The following is an 18,551-nucleotide window of genomic DNA, read 5'->3' on the forward strand; positions in this document are numbered from 1 at the left end:
CCATGAGCGTCGAGCAGCAGCAGCAGCGCACCACCGCGCGTCCCGGGACGTCAGGGGCTACGCCACGCCTCGGGCGGGCCGGTGTCACCAGCGCCACCGGCGCGCTGCTGCTGCTCGTCGTCACCCTGCTGGGCGTCTCCGCCTGGCACCTGACGCAGGGCACGTCCGCCGTCGGTGCCGGCGACCTCGTCCGCTGGCTGCTCGGCGGCGGGTCCGGTGCCGGAACCGGAGCCGACGCCGGCGACGTCCTGATCGGCTCGCGCATGCCGCGGCTGGCCGCCGGCATCGCGGTCGGCTTCGCGCTCGGCGTGGCGGGCGCGCTGTTCCAGTCGCTGGCCCGCAACGCGCTCGCCTCGCCCGACACCCTCGCGGTCACCGGCGGTGCCTACCTCGCGGTGACCGTCGTCGCCGCCTTCGGGCTCACCGTGCCGATCTGGGCCTCGGGCCTGACCGCCTTCGCCGGCGGCTCGCTCGCCGCGTTCCTGGTGCTCGGCCTCGCCGGCGGCGCCGGTACGGCGACCACCCGGCTCGTGCTCGCCGGCTCCGCCGTCGCACTGGCCCTGCAGGCCGCCACCTCGACGCTGCTCATCCTGTTCGACGAGGAGACCACCAGCCTGTTCGCCTGGGGGAGCGGCTCGCTCAGCCAGCTCGGGATGCGCGCCTTCCAGCAGGCGGCGCCGGTCGTGGTCGTGTGCACCCTCGCCGCGCTGCTGCTCGCGCGCCGGCTCGACCTGCTCGGCCTCGGCGACGACAGCGCGGCCGTGCTCGGCGTACCTGTCCGCTCGACGCGCGCGGCCGGCACCGTGCTCGCCGTACTGCTGACGGCGGCGTCGGTCACCCTCGCCGGACCGATCGGCTTCGTCGGCCTGTTCGCCCCCGTGATCGTGCGGCTCACGGGTCGCCTCGTGCCGGCGCTGAACCGGCACGCGGTGCTGATCCCCGCCGCCGGCCTGACCGGCGCGGTGGTCGTCGTCCTCGCCGACGCCCTGATCCGCGCGGTCCTCGGCGCGGACGAGGCGATCTCGATCCCGACCGGCATCACCACCACCCTCCTCGGCGCGGTCGTGATGATCGCGCTGGCCCGCCGTAGCCGTGACTCCGGCCCGACCCGGCAGCCGGCCGCCGCGAGGGTGCGGGTCGGCACCCGGCTGCGCTTCGCGGTCGTCCTCGCGGTGGTACTCGCCGCCGCGGTCGCGATCACGCTGGTCGGGCTGCTCGCCGGCGACACCTGGCTCAAGGCCGGCGACATCTCCCTGTGGCTGAACGGTGAGGCGGCGCCACTGATCCAGTTCGCGCTCGACGAGCGGGCGCCGCGCGTCGCTGCGGCCGTGCTCGGCGGGGCCGCGCTCGCGCTCTCGGGCGCTCTCGTCCAGGCGACCTGTCGCAACCCGCTCGCCGAGCCGGGGATCCTCGGCATCACCGGCGGCGCGGGCGTCGGCGCCGTCGTCGTGGTGACCGGCGCCGGCGTCTCCCAGGCCGCGAGCAACGGCACGATCCTGGTCGGCGCCGTCGTGGGCGCCCTGGTCTCCTTCGCCCTCGTCTACGGCCTGTCCTGGCGCCACGGCCTCAACGCCGACCGGCTGCTGCTCATCGGCATCGGTACCTGGTACGGCGCCGCCGCGCTCACCACGTTCCTGCTGGTGCGCTCGAACCCCTGGGACACGCCGCGGATCTACACCTGGATGTCGGGTACGACGTACGGCCGCACCTTCGAGCAGGTCCTGCCCGTCGCCGTGGTGCTCGCCCTCGCCCTGCCGCTGGCCTGGCTGGTGCGTCGCGAGCTCGACCTGCTCGCGCTCGACGAGGACACCCCGCGCCTGGTCGGGGTGCGCCTCGAGACGGTCCGCCTGGTCGTCCTGGTCACCGCCGCCCTGCTGGCGGCGACCAGCGTGGCCGCGGTCGGCGTCGTCGGCTTCGTCGGACTGGTCGCGCCTCACCTGGCCCGGGCGCTGGTCGGTGGCCGCCACGCCCGCTCGGTGCCGGTCGCCGTACTCGTCGGCGCGGTGCTGCTCGGGCTGGCCGACCTCGTCGGCCGGACGGTCATCGCGCCGGCGCAGGTCCCGGCCGGGCTGGTCGTGGCGCTGATCGGTGCGCCGTACTTCGTCTACCTGCTGGCCCGCTCGCGCGCCTGACCCGGTCCCTCGAACGGTCGCACCCCCGGACCGGGCCGCGTGGCCACCCCGCGCGGCTCGACGGTGTGGCCCGCGGTGCAGCGGACCTCGACGTGGACCGGCTGCTCGCAGTCGCGGTGCACGAACACGGTGGGTGGGCCGCCGGGGTCGGCGAGGTGGCGGTCGCCCCAGTGGCTGATCGCGAGCAGGATCGGCTGGAGCTCGAGGCCCTTCTCGGTGAGCCGGTACTCGTGGCGGGTGCGCGCGCCGTCCTCGCGGTAGGGCTCCTTGCGCAGGATGCCCTCCTCGACGAGCGAGGCGAGGCGGTCGGTCAGCACCTGGCGAGGGATGCCGGCGTGCCGGCGGATGTCGTCGAAGCGACGGATCCCGAGGAAGACCTCGCGCAGCACGACCACCGTCCACCGCTCGCCCAGGATCGCCATCGCCCGGCCGAGCGTGCAGTTGTCGACCGACCAGGCCAGCGCCGGCGGGGTGTCCATCGTGCCAGCATAGGCGACCCAGGTCTCATTGACAGACTCAGCCTCGGGTTGGTCTGATGGGGCCATGACTGAGTCCGCGATCCAGACCCAGATCGACCCCGGCGCGCTCGACGGGTTCGAGCAGCTGCACGCGATCCTCGACGGCCACCTCCCGGCAGCGCCGATCGCCGACACCCTCGGGTTCGTGGGCTTCGAGGTGCCCGAGCGGGGGACTGCGATCTTCGAGCTCGACCCCGAGCTGCGCCACTACAACCCGATCGGCAGCGTGCACGGCGGCGTCTTCGCCACCCTGCTCGACTCCGCCTGCGGCTGCGCGGTCCACTCCACGCTCGCCGTCGGCGAGGCCTACACCTCCCTCGACCTCACCGTGAAGTTCCTCAAGCCGGTCACCGTCGACTCCGGCCGGCTGCGTGCCGTCGGCACGGTGCTGCAGCGCGGCCGCCGTACCGCCCTCGCCGAGGCGAAGCTGTACGACGGCCGCGGCAAGCTGGTCGCCTACGCGAGCTCCAGCTGCATGATCTTCAGCTGACCCGGCCCGAAGTAGCTCCGAAACTCCGCCGACCCGGCCCGAAGTAGCTCCGAAACTCCGCCGACCCGGCAGAAAGTGACGGTCACGAGCGACACTTTCTGCCGGGTCGGCGCTGTCTGCGGGCCACTTCGGGCCGGGTCAGCTGAGGTCGCCGAGTGCCTCGGCCTCCGCCTCCTCGGGGGAGTGGGCGGCGGGGGCGCCGTGGAGAGCGGTGTGGATGGTGCGGGCGCCGGCCACGAGGACCACGACCCCGACCGCGACCGCGATCCCGCCGAACCAGAACGGCGCGGCCGAACCCTGGTGCTCGGCGAGCTTGAGGGCGACGTACGGGCCGACGGCGCCGCCGGTGAAGCGGACGAAGGAGTACGCCGCCGAGGCGACCGGCCGCTCGACGGGCGCGGCGCCCATGACGGCCTCGGTGACCAGGGTGTTGATGACGCCGAGGAAGGCGCCGGCGATGACGATGCCCACGATCACGACGGTCGACGTGGAGGCGCCGACGGCCATCAGCAGCAGGTCGAGCGCGAACAGGGTCAGCGCCCCGATCAGCGCGGGCACCGTGCCGACCTTGCGCTGTACCCACGGCGCGAGCGCGACCGACGCGACGGCGAGCAGCACGCCCCAGCCGAAGAAGATCCAGCCGATCTGCATGATCCCGGCCTCGGGCAGCGCGAACGGGCCGGCGGCGAGCAGTGAGAAGAAGCCGAGGTTGTAGCAGACCGCGACCGCGGCCATCACGGCGAGCGCGGGGTAGGCGAGGGCCTTGAACGGGTCCGCGAGTGTCGTACGACGGGCGGCCGGCGGGGTCGCGGGCAGGAAGACCGCGGTCGCCACGAGCGCGATCGTCATCAGCACCGAGACCCCGAAGAACGGGCCGCGCCACGACTGCTCGCCGAGCAGTCCGCCGACGAGCGGGCCGGACGCGATGCCGAGGCCGAGGGCGGCCTCGAAGAGGATGATCGCCTGGGCCAGCGAGCCCTTGGACGCACTGACGATGGTGGACAGCGCGGTCGCGATGAACAGCGCGTTGCCCAGCCCCCAGCCGGCACGGAAGCCGATCACGGCGCCGACCGAGCCGGACATGCCGGCCAGGCCGGCGAACACGATGATCAGGACGAGCCCGGTGAGCAGGGTCAACTTGGCGCCGATCCGGGTCGAGACGACGCCGGTGACCAGCATCGCGACGCCCATCACCGCCATGTAGCTGGTGAACAGCAGCGACACCTGGCTCGGCGTCGCCTCGAGCTTGGCCGCGATCTCCTTGAGGATCGGGTCGACCAGGCCGATGCCCATGAAGGCGATGACGCAGGCGAAGGCGACGGCCCACACTGCGCGCGGCTGGTGGAGGAACGAGCCGGAACCGGTGTCGGTCTCGGCGTGGAGGGCGGTGGTCACGAGTTTCCTTCCGGAGTGGTCGGGGGTGCGGGTTCGAGGACGGCCTGGAGCACGGCCACGGCGGTCGCGAGGTCGTTCGTGGAGAGCTCGGTACGACGGGCGAGGCGCTCGGACACGAGCGCGGCGCTGAGCTGCCGGATCCGGGCCAGCTCGGCCCGGCCGGCGTCGGTGAGGTGGACCAGGCTGCTGCGTGCGTCGGCGGGGTTGGGCTCCTTGGTGGCCCACCCGGCCTCGACCAGCTGGTTGACCTGGCCGGTCATCGTCGGCTGCGAGCAGCGGTCGATCTGGGCGAGTGCGGTGATCGCGAGGGGGCCGGTCTCGTCGAGGATCGAGAGCACCCGGATGCCGGCCGACGGAGCGTGCTCGCGGCGCACCAGCCGGACCAGCCGGGCGGCGTACACCGTGAGGTCGCTGCTGAGGTCGTCGACGTCGGGTGTGCTCACGTCGCTCGAATATACATAGGAAACCTATGCATGTCGAGCGAGGGTGGTGCACGACACAATGAGCGCATGCCGACCTACGTCGCCTTCCTGCGCGCCATCAACCTCGGGCCGAACCGCAAGTTCGCCAAGGCCGACATCGTCACCGCGACCGAGGCCGCCGGCGGCGCCGACGTGCTGACCCACATCAACACCGGCAACGTCCGGCTGACCACGCCGCTGCGCTCGCGCGCCAAGGTGGAGGCCGCGCTGGAGAAGGCCTACCTGGCGCAGGCCGGGTTCGAGGTGCCGACCATCGTCTACACGCCGGCCGAGCTCAGGGCCGTCGCGGCGGATGCGCGGGAGCTGACGGCGTCCCGCCCCGACGTGGAGCGGCACTACGTCTACCTGCTCAAGGGCGAGCCCGCCCCTGCCCGGGTCGCCGAGCTGGAGGCGCGCAGCGACGAGGTCAACGCGGCCGTCGTACGACACCGGGCGGTGCACCTGCTGCTCGGCCCGGGCTACCAGGCAGGCGCGGTGGACCCGTTCAAGTGCGAGAAGGCGCTGCAGGTGCTGGCCACCAACCGGAACTTCAACGTCGTCACGACGCTGGCCGACAAGTGGTGCTCGTGAGCGCGCCGATGCCCTGTGACACCATGGAGCCGTGACGACCGCGAGCCCGGAGAAGGTCGATCCGGGAGTCCAGCAGGACCTCACCCCGGAATCGATCACGCTCGCCGACACCCCCTGGGTGACGGTGGTGTGGAACGACCCCGTGAACCTGATGTCGTACGTCACCTTCGTCTTCCAGAAGCACTTCGGCTACGGCAAGAAGAAGGCCGAGAAGCTGATGATGGAGGTCCACGAGGACGGCAGGTCCGTCGTCAGCAGCGGCACCCGCGAGGAGATGGAGCGCGACGTGCAGGCCATGCACGAGTACGGCCTGTGGGCGACCCTGTCGAAGGCCGAATGAGCTGACGTGACCTCTGGATTCGTCCGGCACCGCCGGAGCAAGCGCGCCATCGCGACCTTCTCGGTGTTCGAGGCCGACCTGCTGCGCTCCCTGGCCGGCCAGCTGGTCGAGCTGCTGCACAACGAGTCGGCCGTCGCCGCCACCGAGCGTGACCCGCTCGAGGCGCTCCTCGACTTCTCCGGCCCCACCACCGAGCCCGAGGACCCGGTGCTGCGCCGGCTCTTCCCCAACGCCTACCAGGGCGACGACGAGGCGGCCGGCGAGTTCCGCCGCTACACCGAGGGCGCGCTGCGCGACGGCAAGGCCCGCGCCGCGGCGTCGGTCATCGACGTCCTCGAGGAGGCCGGGTTGCCGCCCGAGCCCACCGGCGAGGACCTCACCATCGACGTCGAGCTCGACCCCGAGACCGCGCTGGTCTGGATGCGCTCCTTCACCGACCTGCGCCTCGCCCTCGGCACCCGCCTCGAGGTCGAGGAGGGCGACGAGGACTACTGGTACGCCCTGCCCGACGACGACCCGCGCGCCCAGGCGCACCACATCTACGAGTGGCTGGGGTTCCTGCAGGAGACGCTGGTCGCCGCGGTGCGCTGACCGGCGTCAGCCCGCCGGCTTCACCGCCAGCACCGGGCAGTGCGCCTCCAGGATGATCCGCTGCGCCACGCTGCCGAGCAGCAGCTTCCCGACCGGCGTACGGTGCCGGATGCCCACCACGATCAGCGTGGCCTGCTCCTCGTCGGCCGCGGCGACGACCGCCTCGGCGAGGTCGTCCACGACGTCGTGGCGTACGACGACGTCGAGACCGTCCGCGACGAGCCGGTCCCGCAGCGCGGCGATGTCCGCGTCGTGCGCGAAGCGGTTGTCGACCAGGCTGCTGCCGAGCGTCGCGTTGACGACGACCAGGCGGGTGCGGTCCTTGCGGGCGAGGTCGGCGGCGTGCTCGAGGGCAGCTGCGCCGTACCGGTCCGCGCTGTAGGCGACCACGATGCTCATCGCTCGACCAGCTCCTTCTCGTCCTGCGGGTGGGTGGTGTCGGCGGGCTTGCGGAGGCCGGCGACGGTCATGGCGACGAGCAGCAGGGCCATCACCACGTAGACGACGACGGCCACCGGCTCGCTCCACAGGGTGCTGACGTCGCCCTGGGAGATCTTCAGCGCGGTGGTCAGCTGGTCCTCGAGCTTGGGGCCGAGGATGACCCCGATGATCAGCGGGAGCACCGGGATCCCGAAGCGGCGCATGAAGAAGCCGAGCACGCCGATCGCCAGCAGCAGCGCCAGGTCGAACGCCTGGAAGTTCACGCTGTAGGCGCCGAGCGAGGCGAAGAAGAGGATGCCGGCGTACAGGTAGGGCCGGGGGATCCGCAGCAGTCGCGCCCACAGCGGGGCCATCGGCAGGTTGAGGACGAGCAGCAGCGCGTTGGCGACGAACAGGCTGGCGAGCAGGCCCCAGACCAGGTCGGGGTGGTCGTCCATCAGGGTCGGACCGGTCTGGAACCCGTAGCCCTGCAGGGCGACGAGCATGATCGCGGCGGTCGCCGTGGTCGGCAGGCCGAGCGCGAGCAGCGGGACCAGGGTGCCCGCAGCGGAGGCGTTGTTGGCGGCCTCCGGGCCGGCGACGCCCTCGATCGCGCCCTTGCCGAACTCCTCCGGGTGCTTGGTCAGCTTCTTCTCGGTGGCGTACGACAGGAAGGTCGGCAGCTCGGCGCCACCGGCCGGAAGCGCGCCGAACGGGAAGCCGAAGGCGGTGCCGCGCAGCCACGGCTTCCACGACCGTGCCCAGTCGGACCGGCTCATCCACGGCTGGCCGACGGGGATGATCTCCAGCGGCTTGCGGCGCAGGTGGGCGGCGACCCACAGAGCCTCGCCGATCGCGAACAGCGCGACGGCGACCACGACGATGTCGATGCCGTCGGCCAGCAGCGGCTCGCCGAAGGTCAGTCGTGCCTGGCCGGTGCTGGTGCCGACCAGGCCGATCGCCAGGCCGAGGAAGAGCGCGACGAAGCCGCGCAGCTTGGAGGATCCGAGCACCGCGGTGACGGCGAAGAGGGCCAGCACCATCAGGGCGAAGTACGACGGCGAGCCGAGCGTGACGACGATGTCGGCCACCTGCGGGGTCACGATCCACAGCAGCACCGTCGCGATGCTGCCGGCCACGAACGAGCCGATCGCGGCGGTGGCGAGGGCTTGGGCCGCTCGACCCGCCTTGGCCATCTTGTTGCCCTCGATCGCCGTGATCACCGACGAGGACTCGCCGGGGGTGTTGAGCAGGATCGAAGTGGTCGATCCGCCGTACATGCCGCCGTAGTAGATGCCGGCGAACATGATGATCGCGCTGTCGGCGCCGACGCTGTAGGTCACCGGCAGCAGCAGGGCCAGGGTCATCGCCGGGCCGATGCCGGGCAGCACGCCGACGGCGGTGCCGAGCAGCACGCCGAGGGCGGCGAAGAGCAGGTTCTCCGGAGTGAGGGCGGTCTGGAAGCCGTCGAGCAGCAGGTCCATCAGAGCACTCCGTCCAGGATGCCGGCGGGGATCGGGATCCCGAGGCCGACGTAGAAGCCGTACCAGCTGCCGACCGACAGGGCGACGCCGACGGCGAGGTCGCGCACCCAGCTGCGGCTGCCGAGGACGACGGCGGAGCCGGCGAACAGCAGCGCGCCGGTGATGGCCCAGCCAAGGACGTCGATCAGCGCGATGTTGGCCACGAGCACGAGGGCCAGCAGCCCCACCGTGCGCACGTCGGTGCCCTGGGTGAGGTCGATGTCCTCGCCCTCCTCGGCCTCGGGCCGGTCGCCGCGCGCGGTGGCGACGGCGAGCAGGATCCCGAGGATCACCAGCCCGGCGCCGACGACGTACGGCAGCGTGTAGGGCTGGACCGGCTGGTCGGCGAAGCCGTCCTCGAGCCCTGCGGCGTCGAGGAGGACGTAGCCCCCGGCGAGGCTGAGGAAGGCGGCCAGGCCGTACTGGGCCTTGTCGACCAGGCGGGTGGGTTCGTTGGTGGTCGCGCTCATGCGAGTCCCAGCTCCTTCAGGGTGTCGGCGACGCGGTCGTCCTGCTCGGCGAGGAAGTCCTCGAACTCCTTGCCGGTGGCGAAGTTGTCGGTCCAGCCGTTGGCCTCGAGGGCGTCCTTCCACTCGGCCGTGTCGTGCATCTCGGTCAACAGCTCGGTGAGGTAGTCCCGCTGGGCCTCGGAGATCCCGGGCGGAGCGAGCACCCCACGCCAGTTGGTGAACACCAGGTCGACGCCCGACTCGGTGAGGGTCGGCGCGTCGACGCCGTCGAGGCGCTCGGCGCCCGAGACGGCGAGGACACGCAGCTTGCCGTCCTTGATCTGGCCCTCGAACTCGCCGAGGCCGGACATGCCGACATCGATCTTGGCGCCCAGGAGAGCGGTCGTGAGGGGGCCGCCGCCGTCGTAGGAGATGTAGTTGACCTGCTTCGGGTCGACCCCGATCGTGTCGGCCAGCTGCATCGGGAACAGGTGGTCGGGCCCGCCGTTGCTGGAGCCGCCGCCGACGGTGAGGCCGCCCGGGTCCTTCTTCCAGGCCGCCACCAGGTCGTCGACCGTCTTGAACGGCGAGTCGGCGGGCACCAGGATGCCCTCCTGCTCCTCGACGAGCCGGGCGATCGGCGTCATCTTCAGCGGGGTGGCGCTGGACTTGTTGGTGTAGACCGCGCCGACCACGCCGAGCCCCATGATCATCATGAGGTCGTCGGCGCCCTTCTCGTTGACCAGGCGCTGCATCGCGACCGTGCCGCTCGCGCCCTGCACGTTGGTGATCTCGAAGCGGCCGGTGAGGTCGTTGTCCTCCATGGCGCGCGCCGCGGCACGGCCGGTGAGGTCGTAGCCGCCGCCGACGCTGTTGGGGATCATCATCCGCAGCCGCCGGTTGCTCGGGTCGTCCGAGCCGCGGGTGACGCCGCACCCGCTCGCGACGACCGCGAGCGCCAGCGCGACGAGGAGCGCGACGAGCGCACGTCCTGGGCGATGCATGGGGTACCTCCGGGTTGGGTGGTGACCGCCGTCACGGGCGATCCGTGCCAGCATGTCCGTGGCCTGTGGCGGCCGTCACGCTTGCGGACGCAAAGGAGGTTGTGGTCGTTGTGGTCACGCCGATGAACCCGCTGCGCTGGCGTCGCGGAGAGCTGACCCTGGCGGCGAAGGTGCTGCTCCTGCAGCTGCTCGTGATCGTCGTGCTGCTCACGGCCGTCGGCGTGCTGAGCATCCGCCAGTCGAACGCCGACTTCGCCGAGGAGCGCGGTGCGCAGATGCGCTCGCTGGCGGAGTACGTCGCCGTGCAGGACTTCGTCCGCACCGCGCTCGAGGAGGTCCGCGGCGGCACCGAGCTGTGGCAGGTGACGGCCGACCTCACGTCGTACGCCGAGCGCGGGGTGCGCCTGTCCGGTGCGACCGACGTGCTCGTGGTCGGTCCCGACGGCACCGTCCTCGCCGCCACCGACGCGAGCCGGGTCGGGAAGCAGGCCGACCTGGGGCGCGGCGACGTGGCGGCCGGCCGCGGGGGCACCGTCGACGTCGTGGCCGGCGGAGAGCGGCGGGTGGCGGCGTACGCACCCGTCATCGCGGACCTGCCCGGCGACAACGGCGCGGTCGGCGCGATCGTGGCGGAGGCGGCGTACCCCTCCCTGGGTGACCAGCTCGCCGAGGCGGTCCCCGAGCTGGGCCTGTTCCTGGGGCTCGGCGCGCTGCTCGGCCTGGTCGGCACCTGGCTGGTCGCGCGCGTCGTACGGCGCTCGACGCGGGGCCTCGGCACCACCGAGCTGGCCCACCTCGCCGACCACCGCGAGGCGCTGCTGCACGCCATCCGCGAAGGCGTCGTCGGCGTCGGCACCGACGGCCGGGTGACCGCGATGAACGACGCGGCCCGCGCCACGCTCGGGCTGGACGCCGGCCCCGACCCGGTCGGGCGCGGCGTCGACGAACTCGGCCTCGACCCCCACGTCGTCGCCCTGCTGACCGGCGAGGGAGCAGAGGTCCGCGACGCGCTCGCCCTCGTCGGGACCCGCGTGGTCGTGTTCAACCGCGGCGACGCCTCCTCCGGCGGTCGCGGCATCGGCACCGTCACCACGCTGCGCGACCGCACCGAGCTGGTGTCGCTGCAGAGCCAGCTCAGCTCCAACCTGTCGATCACCGACACCCTGCGGGCGCAGACCCACGAGTTCGACAACCGGCTGCACACGATCTCCGGGCTGGTCCAGCTGGGGGAGTACGACGAGGTGGCGACCCTGGTCGGCACCCTCACCCGACACCGCGCCGAGGTCGGCGAGCACGTGGCGAAGCGGCTCGCCGACCCCGCGGTCGCGGCCCTGGTGGTCGCCAAGCACGCGGTCGCCGAGGAGCGCGGGGTCGTCCTCGAGCTCGACCCCGGCTCCCGGCTTCCCGCGCTGGCGCCAGACGAGAGTGCCGACCTGACCACGGTCCTCGGCAACCTGGTCGACAACGCCGTCGACGCGTGTGCCGGCCGGCCGGACCCGCTGGTCGAGGTGTGGGTGCATGCCGAGGCCGGCGCGGTCCACGTGCGGGTCCGCGACAACGGCCCCGGCATCCCCGACGAGCTGCGCGACGCGATCTTCGTGCGCGGCTTCTCCACCAAGGAGGAGGTGCTCGGCGGGCGCGGCATCGGGCTGCCCCTGGTCCGGCTGATCTGTGCCCAGCGCGGCGGCGAGGTCGTCGTCGACGACGCCGATCCCGGGGAGGACGGCGAGCACGACAGCGGCGCCGAGTTCCGCGTGGTGCTCCCCATCGGCGGCGCCATCGGTCAGGATGGGCGACCGTGAACCGGGCGCTGCAGGTCCTCGTCGTCGACGACGACTTCATGGTCGCGCGCATCCACGGCCGGTTCGTCGAGCAGACCGACGGCTTCGAGGTCGTCGGCACCGCCCGCACCGGCGGCGAGGCGCTCGAGCTCGCCGCCGCGCTGCAGCCCGACCTGGTCCTCCTCGACGTGCACCTGCCCGACCTGTCCGGCCTCGAGGTGCTCGAGCGGCTGCGCGGCCAGTCCCGCGAGCAGGGCCGCGACGTCGCGGTCGTCATGGTCACCGCCGAGCGCGGCGCCGCCGCCGTCCGCGCCGCCCTCCACGGCGGCGCCATGCAGTACCTCGTCAAGCCCTTCGAGTACGACGACCTCGCCGACCGCCTGCGCCGGGTCGCATCCACGCTGGCCACCCTGCCCGGCGGTGGTGGAGGCGGGCACGAGGAGGAGGTCGACCAGGCGACGATCGACCGGGCCTTCGGGGCGGGACCGCAGGGCGTCGTACCGCAGGGACTGCCGAAGGGACTGAGCCCCGAGACCGCCGACCTCGTGCTCGAGGCGGCGCGGGCGGCGGGGGAGATCTCGGCGTCGGAGACCGCGGACGCGGTGGGCCTGTCGCGGGTGACCGCGCGGCGCTATCTCGAGCACTTCGTCGACATCGGCACCGCCGAGGTCCGGCTGCAGTACGGCGGCACTGGACGGCCCGAGCGCAGGTACCGGATCCCCACGTAGGCTGGTCGTGTGACCGCGATCGACGAGCGTCCGCAGCCGCCGACCCCCAGGGCCACCATGGGTGGCGACACCCAGGGCTTCTGGGAACGGCTCGCGCTCGGGCTGTTCATCGCCGTCCCGTTCGTCGCCTTCCTGGCCGCCATCCCCGTCGCGTGGGGCGGTTGGCTCGGCTGGAGCGACGTCGTGATCACCTTCGTGATGTACGGCCTGACCCTGCACGGCGTCACGGTCGGCTACCACCGGCTCTTCACGCACAAGTCGTTCAAGCCCAACCGGGCCGTGAAGATCACGCTCGCGGTCCTGGGCTCGATGGCGATCGAGGGGCCCGTGATCCGCTGGGTCGCCGACCACCGCAAGCACCACAAGTACTCCGACAAGGACGGCGACCCGCACTCGCCGTGGCGCTACGGCAACAGCCTGCGCGGTCTCACCAAGGGCTTCGTGTGGGCGCATGTCGGCTGGCTGTTCGACCCCGAGCAGACCCCGATCGACAAGTACGCCCCCGACCTCGCCAAGGACCGCGACCTGCTGCGCATCTCCCGGCTGTTCTGGCTGTGGGTGCTGACCTCGATCCTGCTCCCGCCGGTCCTCGGTGCCCTGCTCACCTGGTCGTGGCAGGGCGCGCTGACCGCCTTCTTCTGGGGCACGGTGGTGCGCATCGGCCTGATCCACCACGTCACGTGGTCGATCAACTCGATCTGCCACACCCTCGGTGAGCGGCCGTTCGCCTCCCGCGACTTCTCCGGCAACGTGTGGTGGCTCGCCATCCCGTCCGGCGGCGAGTCCTGGCACAACCTCCACCACGCCGACCCGACCTCGGCCCGCCACGGCGTGAAGAGGTTCCAGCTCGACACCTCGGCGCGCATCATCTGGGTGCTGGAGAAGCTGGGTTGGGCGCGCGACGTGCGCTGGCCGACGGCCGAGCGGATCCGCGCCAAGTCCGTGGCGTGAGCCCGATTCGGGTGGGCACCGACGAAGCAATACCCTTGACCGCGTGTTGCAGATCGACCAGGCGACGTACGACGCCATCGTGGAGCACGCCAAGCGGGACCACCCGGTCGAGGCGTGCGGGATGGTCGCGGGCCCGATCGGGAGCGACCGGCCGGCGCGGCTGATCGAGATGGTGAACGCGGCGGGCAGCCCGACCTTCTACGAGTACGACTCGACCGACCTGCTCCGCCTCTACCGCGAGCTGGACGACCGCGACGAGGAGCCGGTGGTGATCTACCACTCGCACTCCGCGACCGAGGCGTACCCCAGCGTGACCGACATCAACCTGGCCAGCGAGCCCGGAGCGCACTACGTGCTGGTCAGCACGCGCGAGCACGGGAATAACCCCGGCCCGGTGGAGTTCAGGTCCTACAGAATCGTCGACGGCGTCGTGACCGAGGAAGAGGTCACGGTCGCCAGCAGCACCGAAGCAGCAGAGGAGAGCAGCTGACATGGCCATCGAGGTCCGGATCCCGACCATCCTGCGCACCTACACCGGTGGCGAGAAGGCGGTCAACGCCGACGGCGGCACGCTGAGCGCGCTGATCGACTCCCTCGAGGCCAACCACCCCGGCATCAAGGAGCGACTCCTCGAGATCTCGGGCGACGGTGTTGGGCTGCGCCGGTTCGTCAACATCTACATCAACGACGAGGACGTCCGGTTCATCGGCAGCCTCGAGGCTGAGCTCTCCGACGGCGACCAGGTCGTCATCCTGCCGGCCGTCGCCGGCGGCGCTCGCTGAGCACGAGCAGATGGTGCGCTACGACAGTCTCCTGACCTCCGTCGGCAACACGCCGCTGGTGGGGCTGCCGCGACTGTCGGCGCCGTTCAACACGCCCGGCGCCCCCGACAGCCCGGAGGTGCGGATCTGGGCCAAGCTCGAGGACCGCAACCCCACCGGCTCGATCAAGGACCGCCCGGCCCTGAAGATGATCGAGGAGGCCGAGAAGGACGGGACACTTCGTCCGGGCTGCACGATCCTCGAGCCGACGTCCGGAAACACCGGCATCTCGATCGCGATGGCGGCCAAGCTCAAGGGCTACCGCTGCGTGTTCGTGATGCCGGAGAACACCTCCGAGGAGCGGCGCCAGCTGCTGCGGATGTGGGGCGCCGAGATCGTCTCCTCGCCCGCGGCCGGCGGCTCCAACGAGGCCGTGCGCGTCGCCAAGCAGATCGCGGCCGAGCACCCCGACTGGGTGATGCTCTACCAGTACGGCAACGCCGCCAACGCCCTCGCCCACGAGGAGGGCACCGGCCCCGAGCTGCTCGCCGACCTGCCCTCGATCACCCACTTCGTCGCGGGTCTGGGCACCACCGGCACCCTGATGGGCGTCTCCCGGTTCTTCCGCCGCGCCCAGCCCGACGTGAAGATCGTCGCCGCCGAGCCCCGCTACGGCGAGCTCGTCTACGGCCTGCGCAACCTCGACGAGGGCTTCGTCCCCGAGCTCTACGACGCCGAGCTGATCGACAGCCGCTTCTCGGTCGGCCCGCGCGACGCCGTACGACGCGTTCGCGAGCTGCTCGAGCTCGAGGGCATCTTCGCCGGCATCTCCACCGGAGCGATCCTGCACGCCGCGCTCGGCCAGGCCGCCAAGGCGGTCAAGGCAGGCGAGGCCGCCGACATCGCGTTCGTGGTCGCCGACGGTGGCTGGAAGTACCTCTCCACCGGCGCCTACGAGGGCACCGTCGACGAGGCCGAGGACCGGCTCGAGGGCCAGCTCTGGGCCTAGGGTCCATGATGGCCCCGTGAGGATCCTCCTGGGCCTGCTGCTGGCCCTGTCCACCTGGCTGGTCGCACCCGTCGTCTCCGTCGCCTCCGCCGACGCCGGCGCCCCGCAGGTGCGCGTCGAGCAGCAGGCCGAGCCGCGAGTGATCCGCTACTCGGTGCGGGTGCGCGGCGAGATCGGTCGCAAGACCCGACGGGAGTTCCGGGTCCTCGCGCAGGAGACGTACGACGACCCGCGTGGCTGGTCCGGCAAGCGGCCCGGCCTGCGGTTCAAGCAGGTGAAGCGCGGTGGGGCGTTCACGCTGTGGCTGTCCCGGGCGCGCCTGGTGCCGAGCTTCTCGAGCGCGTGCAGCGCCCAGTGGTCGTGCCGCGTGGGTCGCAACGTGATCATCAACCTCGACCGGTGGCGCGGTGCGTCACCGGCGTGGAAGAAGGCGGACCTGCCGCTGCGCGACTACCAGCACATGGTCGTCAACCACGAGACCGGCCACTGGCTCGGCTACCGCCACGCGTCGTGCCCGCGACCGGGCGCCCTCGCCCCCGTGATGATGCAGCAGTCGAAGGGCACCGGCGGCTGCCGGCTCAACCCGTGGCCGACGAAGGCCGAGCTGCGCCGGCGCTGATCACTTCCAGGTGAGGTCCTGGTCGCGGTCCCACAGGCTGTCCGGCACCGCGCCGAGGCCGAGGATGTCGAGGCTGACGTTGGCGACCTCGCCGTTGCGGATCGGCTGTGGCGAGGCACCGAAGCCGGGCCGGGTCCGGCCGGGCTTCGCGCGTCCGGGGTTGAGCGCGTAGAGGTCGGTGTTCGGCACTCCGGAGCCCCAGAACGCGAACGGCACCCGGTAGTCCTCGCGGTTGGTCTTGACGCCGTGGTTCCGGGTGCCGGGGATGCCGCCGTGGTCGGAGGTGAGCACGATGACCGTGTTGTCGCGCAGCGCCGGCGTCGACCTCACCTGGTCCATGATCGTGCCGACCAGCTTGTCGACCTTGGCGACCGCCTTCAGGTAGGACGGCGTCATCCAGCCGTCGCGGTGCCCGATCTGGTCGGGGCGGCCGAGGTGGACGAAGGAGAACGTCGCCGGGGCGGACGCGAGGTCGCTGCGCAGCTCCTTGACGACGGCGCCGTTCTTCTTGACCCGGATGAACGTGTCGTCGACGGCCTTGGGCCAGGAGTTCTCGAACAGCCAGAACTTCGACTTCGTGGCGTACACCGCGGTCGTGCCACCGCCCTCGTGCACCTGCGTGAACACCGAGGCGACGTCGTGGCCCGCCGCCTGCTGCACGGTCTTGGTCACCTTGTCGTCGTTCCAGGTGACGCCGTGCCCGCCCTTGCTCGCCTTGATCCGGCGCCCGGTCACCATGCTGGTGTGGTTGGGCAGGGTCACCGTCATCTCGAGCTGGGTGCGGGCGTTGACGGTGCCGGCGCCCTCGTCCTTGATGAGGCGGTGCAGGTTCGGCGTACCGGCGCGGCCGAGCCGCTTGAGCGCGCGCGGGTTGAGGCCGTCGACGGAGATCGCGATCACGTGCTTGTCGTTGACGCTCGCGCGGGCCGGTTCGCTGCGGTCCGCGGTGGCGGTGCCGGGCGCGGCCAGGAACGAGGCCGCGAGCGCGGCGGCGAGGACGACGGCAGGTCGGCGCAGGTGAGTCACCTGCCCGACCTTACGTCGCGCGGGTCAGGATGCGGGGACCGACGTGATCTCGGTCCCGGAATGCCGACTGCGGACACCACGACGCCGTAGTCTGACCGGGTGCGGCAGGTGAACCATCGCGGAGGGTCGGATCTCGATGCTCCGATCGGGATCTTCGACTCGGGCTTCGGGGGCCTCACCGTCGCGCGGTCGGTGATCGACCAGCTGCCCCACGAGTCGATCACCTACGTCGGCGACACCGCCCGCCAGCCCTACGGCCCCAAGCCCATCGGCGAGGTGCGCGAGTACGCCCTCGAGTGTCTCGACCACCTCGTCCACCAGGGCGTCAAGGCTCTCGTCATCGCCTGCAACTCCGCGTCGGCCGCGATGCTGCGCGACGCCCGGGAGCGGTACGACGTCCCCGTGGTCGAGGTGATCTACCCGGCCGCCCGGCGCGCCGTCGCCGCCACCCGCAACGGCCGGATCGGCGTCATCTCGACCCGCGCCACGGCCGAGTCGATGGCCTACGACGACGCGTTCGCCGCGGCCCCCCAGATCTCCCTCACCACGCGAGCCTGCCCGCGCTTCGTCGACTTCGTGGAGGCGGGGGTGACCGGCGGCGACGAGCTCATCGCGGTGGCCCACGAGTACCTCGACCCGCTCACCGAGCTCGGCATCGACACCCTGATCCTCGGCTGCACGCACTACCCGCTGCTCACCGGCGTCATCTCCTACGTGATGGGCGACGACGTCACGCTGGTGAGCAGCGCGGAGGAGTGCGCCAAGGACGTCTACCGGATGCTGGCCGACTCCGGCCTCATGCGGCCGACCGGCGACCCGTCGTACACCTTCACGACGACGGGCTCCCCGGCGGAGTTCGAGACGATCGGGCGTCGGTTCCTCGGACCCGAGCTCGTCGCGGCAGGCCAGTTCGCAGGGGGTGTGCGTTGATGGGTGACGAGGAGAGCGCAGCGGTGGTGGCGCCGGCGACGACGGTGCTGCGGGTGCCACCGGCGCCCAACACGGTGAAGGTGACGATCGTCGGCTGCTCCGGCTCCTACCCGGGACCGGACTCGCCCGCGAGCTGCTACCTCGTCCAGGCCGTCGACTCGCTGCGCACCTGGAGCCTGGTGCTCGACATGGGCAACGGCGCGCTCGGCGCGCTGCAGCGCTACGTCGACCCGCTGCAGGTCGACGCCGTGTTCATCAGCCACCTGCACGCCGACCACTGCGTCGACATGACCAGCTACTACGTGCTGCGCAAGTACCACCCCACCGGCACCCAGCCGAAGATCCCCGTCTGGGGGCCCAAGGGCACCGCCAAGCGGCTGGCCAAGGCCTACGACCTGCCCCGCAAGCCCGGCATGCGCGAGGAGTTCTCCTTCCGCGTCTACGCCGACCCGATCGAGATCGGCCCGTTCCTGATCGAGCCCTACGAGGTCGACCACCCCGTCCCGGCGTACGGCCTGCGGCTCTCGGCCTTCGGCAAGGTGCTCGCCTACAGCGGCGACACCGGCCCGACCGCGGCCCTCGGCGACATCGCCGCCGACGCGGACCTGTTCCTGTGCGAGGCGTCCTTCCGCTCCTGCGACGACAACCCGCCCAACCTCCACCTCACCGGGACCGAGGCCGGCGAGGTCGCCGCCAAGGCCGGCGCGAAGCGGCTCGTGGTCACCCACGTCCCGCCGTGGCACGACGCCGCGAGGATGCTGGCCGAGGCGGAGGCGGCGTACGACGGGCCGACGGAGCTGGCGGTGCAGGGGACCGTCTACGAGCTCTGAGC

At 71.9% G+C, this 18,551-nt stretch carries 22 protein-coding genes; 14 read left to right on the forward strand and 8 right to left on the reverse strand.

Annotated elements, in window-relative coordinates:
* Window positions 1-2 precede the first annotated feature (2 nt).
* Window positions 3-2,132: an iron ABC transporter permease gene (locus tag FBY23_RS08910; protein WP_141797827.1), complete on the forward strand. Its 2,130-nt coding sequence runs from the start codon at window positions 3-5 to the stop codon at window positions 2,130-2,132.
* Here the strand turns inward: FBY23_RS08910 and FBY23_RS08915 are convergent.
* Window positions 2,105-2,611 carry a helix-turn-helix domain-containing protein gene (locus FBY23_RS08915; RefSeq protein WP_141797828.1) on the reverse strand — a complete coding sequence of 169 codons (507 nt, stop codon included), beginning with the start codon at window positions 2,609-2,611 and terminating at the stop codon, window positions 2,105-2,107. The genes FBY23_RS08910 and FBY23_RS08915 overlap by 28 nt on opposite strands.
* A gap of 64 nt (window positions 2,612-2,675) precedes the next feature.
* On the opposite strand from FBY23_RS08915, the gene FBY23_RS08920 reads away from it, so the two are divergent.
* Window positions 2,676-3,140, forward strand: a complete 465-nt coding sequence (locus FBY23_RS08920) for a PaaI family thioesterase (RefSeq protein ID WP_141797829.1) — start codon at window positions 2,676-2,678, stop codon at window positions 3,138-3,140.
* A gap of 138 nt (window positions 3,141-3,278) precedes the next feature.
* Here the strand turns inward: FBY23_RS08920 and FBY23_RS08925 are convergent, their stop codons facing one another.
* Both FBY23_RS08925 and FBY23_RS08930 read right to left on the reverse strand, forming a co-directional pair.
* The gene (locus FBY23_RS08925; RefSeq protein WP_260805835.1) at window positions 3,279-4,535 is read right to left on the reverse strand and encodes an MFS transporter; all 1,257 of its coding nucleotides are present in this window, start codon (window positions 4,533-4,535) and stop codon (window positions 3,279-3,281) included.
* Window positions 4,532-4,978: a MarR family winged helix-turn-helix transcriptional regulator gene (locus FBY23_RS08930; RefSeq protein WP_141797830.1), complete on the reverse strand. Its 447-nt coding sequence runs from the start codon at window positions 4,976-4,978 to the stop codon at window positions 4,532-4,534. The genes FBY23_RS08925 and FBY23_RS08930 overlap by 4 nt, the downstream gene beginning before the upstream one ends.
* Before the next feature lie 66 nt (window positions 4,979-5,044).
* On the opposite strand from FBY23_RS08930, the gene FBY23_RS08935 reads away from it, so the two are divergent.
* From FBY23_RS08935 to FBY23_RS08945, 3 genes are read left to right on the forward strand one after another with little or no spacing between them, the layout of a single operon-like run.
* Window positions 5,045-5,587 (forward strand): DUF1697 domain-containing protein, encoded by a 543-nt coding sequence (locus tag FBY23_RS08935; RefSeq protein ID WP_141797831.1) that lies wholly within the window; start codon window positions 5,045-5,047, stop codon window positions 5,585-5,587.
* A 31-nt stretch (window positions 5,588-5,618) separates the two neighbouring features.
* Window positions 5,619-5,927 (forward strand): ATP-dependent Clp protease adapter ClpS, encoded by a 309-nt coding sequence (clpS, locus tag FBY23_RS08940; protein ID WP_141797832.1) that lies wholly within the window; start codon window positions 5,619-5,621, stop codon window positions 5,925-5,927.
* A gap of 6 nt (window positions 5,928-5,933) precedes the next feature.
* On the forward strand, window positions 5,934-6,518 hold the full coding sequence (locus FBY23_RS08945; RefSeq protein ID WP_141797833.1) for a DUF2017 domain-containing protein: 585 nt from the start codon (window positions 5,934-5,936) through the stop codon (window positions 6,516-6,518).
* A 6-nt stretch (window positions 6,519-6,524) separates the two neighbouring features.
* Here FBY23_RS08945 and FBY23_RS08950 read toward each other — a convergent pair whose 3' ends face one another.
* The 4 genes from FBY23_RS08950 to FBY23_RS08965 are packed head-to-tail and all read right to left on the reverse strand — an operon-like array spanning window position 6,525 to window position 9,914.
* Window positions 6,525-6,917, reverse strand: a complete 393-nt coding sequence (locus FBY23_RS08950; protein WP_141797834.1) for a universal stress protein — start codon at window positions 6,915-6,917, stop codon at window positions 6,525-6,527.
* Window positions 6,914-8,422 (reverse strand): tripartite tricarboxylate transporter permease, encoded by a 1,509-nt coding sequence (locus tag FBY23_RS08955; protein WP_141797835.1) that lies wholly within the window; start codon window positions 8,420-8,422, stop codon window positions 6,914-6,916. The genes FBY23_RS08950 and FBY23_RS08955 overlap by 4 nt, the downstream gene beginning before the upstream one ends.
* Entirely contained in the window at window positions 8,422-8,931 is a 510-nt protein-coding gene (locus FBY23_RS08960) for a tripartite tricarboxylate transporter TctB family protein (protein ID WP_141797836.1), read from the reverse strand. The genes FBY23_RS08955 and FBY23_RS08960 overlap by 1 nt, the downstream gene beginning before the upstream one ends.
* Entirely contained in the window at window positions 8,928-9,914 is a 987-nt protein-coding gene (locus FBY23_RS08965) for a tripartite tricarboxylate transporter substrate binding protein (protein ID WP_141797837.1), read from the reverse strand. Before FBY23_RS08965 ends, FBY23_RS08960 begins: the two co-directional genes overlap by 4 nt.
* 122 nt (window positions 9,915-10,036) lie before the next feature.
* Here FBY23_RS08965 and FBY23_RS08970 point away from each other — a divergent pair, with 122 nt between their 5' ends.
* From FBY23_RS08970 to FBY23_RS09000, 7 genes are read left to right on the forward strand one after another with little or no spacing between them, the layout of a single operon-like run.
* Complete coding sequence (locus FBY23_RS08970; protein WP_141797838.1) at window positions 10,037-11,716, forward strand: ATP-binding protein; 1,680 nt, start codon at window positions 10,037-10,039, stop codon at window positions 11,714-11,716.
* Window positions 11,713-12,423 carry a response regulator gene (locus FBY23_RS26830; RefSeq protein ID WP_313901093.1) on the forward strand — a complete coding sequence of 237 codons (711 nt, stop codon included), beginning with the start codon at window positions 11,713-11,715 and terminating at the stop codon, window positions 12,421-12,423. The genes FBY23_RS08970 and FBY23_RS26830 overlap by 4 nt, the downstream gene beginning before the upstream one ends.
* 9 nt (window positions 12,424-12,432) lie before the next feature.
* Window positions 12,433-13,374, forward strand: coding sequence for a fatty acid desaturase (locus FBY23_RS08980; RefSeq protein ID WP_260805838.1), 942 nt, complete (start codon window positions 12,433-12,435; stop codon window positions 13,372-13,374).
* A 43-nt stretch (window positions 13,375-13,417) separates the two neighbouring features.
* Window positions 13,418-13,864, forward strand: coding sequence for a Mov34/MPN/PAD-1 family protein (locus FBY23_RS08985; RefSeq protein ID WP_141797839.1), 447 nt, complete (start codon window positions 13,418-13,420; stop codon window positions 13,862-13,864).
* 1 nt (window position 13,865) lies between these two features.
* Window positions 13,866-14,156 (forward strand): MoaD/ThiS family protein, encoded by a 291-nt coding sequence (locus tag FBY23_RS08990; protein ID WP_141797840.1) that lies wholly within the window; start codon window positions 13,866-13,868, stop codon window positions 14,154-14,156.
* A 10-nt stretch (window positions 14,157-14,166) separates the two neighbouring features.
* On the forward strand, window positions 14,167-15,144 hold the full coding sequence (locus FBY23_RS08995) for a PLP-dependent cysteine synthase family protein (protein WP_222117776.1): 978 nt from the start codon (window positions 14,167-14,169) through the stop codon (window positions 15,142-15,144).
* Window positions 15,145-15,160: 16 nt separating this feature from the next.
* On the forward strand, window positions 15,161-15,763 hold the full coding sequence (locus FBY23_RS09000; RefSeq protein WP_141797841.1) for a DUF3152 domain-containing protein: 603 nt from the start codon (window positions 15,161-15,163) through the stop codon (window positions 15,761-15,763).
* On the opposite strand, the gene FBY23_RS09005 is transcribed toward FBY23_RS09000, so the two are convergent.
* Window positions 15,764-16,789 carry an alkaline phosphatase family protein gene (locus FBY23_RS09005; protein WP_141797842.1) on the reverse strand — a complete coding sequence of 342 codons (1,026 nt, stop codon included), beginning with the start codon at window positions 16,787-16,789 and terminating at the stop codon, window positions 15,764-15,766. It lies immediately after the preceding gene.
* A gap of 99 nt (window positions 16,790-16,888) precedes the next feature.
* Between FBY23_RS09005 and murI the strand changes: the two genes are divergently transcribed.
* Both murI and FBY23_RS09015 read left to right on the forward strand, forming a co-directional pair.
* Window positions 16,889-17,719 (forward strand): glutamate racemase, encoded by an 831-nt coding sequence (gene murI / locus FBY23_RS09010; RefSeq protein WP_260805840.1) that lies wholly within the window; start codon window positions 16,889-16,891, stop codon window positions 17,717-17,719.
* Complete coding sequence (locus FBY23_RS09015; protein ID WP_260805841.1) at window positions 17,719-18,549, forward strand: MBL fold metallo-hydrolase; 831 nt, start codon at window positions 17,719-17,721, stop codon at window positions 18,547-18,549. The genes murI and FBY23_RS09015 overlap by 1 nt, the downstream gene beginning before the upstream one ends.
* Window positions 18,550-18,551 lie beyond the last annotated feature (2 nt).

This window comes from Nocardioides sp. SLBN-35 (genome assembly GCF_006715725.1).
Classification (GTDB): domain Bacteria; phylum Actinomycetota; class Actinomycetes; order Propionibacteriales; family Nocardioidaceae; genus Nocardioides.

Bases quoted from the DNA above. Each gene is read 5' to 3' on its own strand.
- FBY23_RS08990 (WP_141797840.1), top strand. From the start codon at position 13,866: ATGGCCATCGAGGTCCGGATCCCGACCATCCTGCGCACCTACACCGGT.
- FBY23_RS08920 (WP_141797829.1), top strand. From the start codon at position 2,676: ATGACTGAGTCCGCGATCCAGACCCAGATCGACCCCGGCGCGCTCGAC.
- FBY23_RS08950 (WP_141797834.1), bottom strand. From the start codon at position 6,917: ATGAGCATCGTGGTCGCCTACAGCGCGGACCGGTACGGCGCAGCTGCC.
- FBY23_RS08970 (WP_141797838.1), top strand. From the start codon at position 10,037: ATGAACCCGCTGCGCTGGCGTCGCGGAGAGCTGACCCTGGCGGCGAAG.
- FBY23_RS09015 (WP_260805841.1), top strand. From the start codon at position 17,719: ATGGGTGACGAGGAGAGCGCAGCGGTGGTGGCGCCGGCGACGACGGTG.
- FBY23_RS08960 (WP_141797836.1), bottom strand. From the start codon at position 8,931: ATGAGCGCGACCACCAACGAACCCACCCGCCTGGTCGACAAGGCCCAG.
- FBY23_RS08910 (WP_141797827.1), top strand. From the start codon at position 3: ATGAGCGTCGAGCAGCAGCAGCAGCGCACCACCGCGCGTCCCGGGACG.
- FBY23_RS08935 (WP_141797831.1), top strand. From the start codon at position 5,045: ATGCCGACCTACGTCGCCTTCCTGCGCGCCATCAACCTCGGGCCGAAC.
- FBY23_RS08955 (WP_141797835.1), bottom strand. From the start codon at position 8,422: ATGGACCTGCTGCTCGACGGCTTCCAGACCGCCCTCACTCCGGAGAAC.
- FBY23_RS08915 (WP_141797828.1), bottom strand. From the start codon at position 2,611: ATGGACACCCCGCCGGCGCTGGCCTGGTCGGTCGACAACTGCACGCTC.
- FBY23_RS08965 (WP_141797837.1), bottom strand. From the start codon at position 9,914: ATGCATCGCCCAGGACGTGCGCTCGTCGCGCTCCTCGTCGCGCTGGCG.
- FBY23_RS08995 (WP_222117776.1), top strand. From the start codon at position 14,167: ATGGTGCGCTACGACAGTCTCCTGACCTCCGTCGGCAACACGCCGCTG.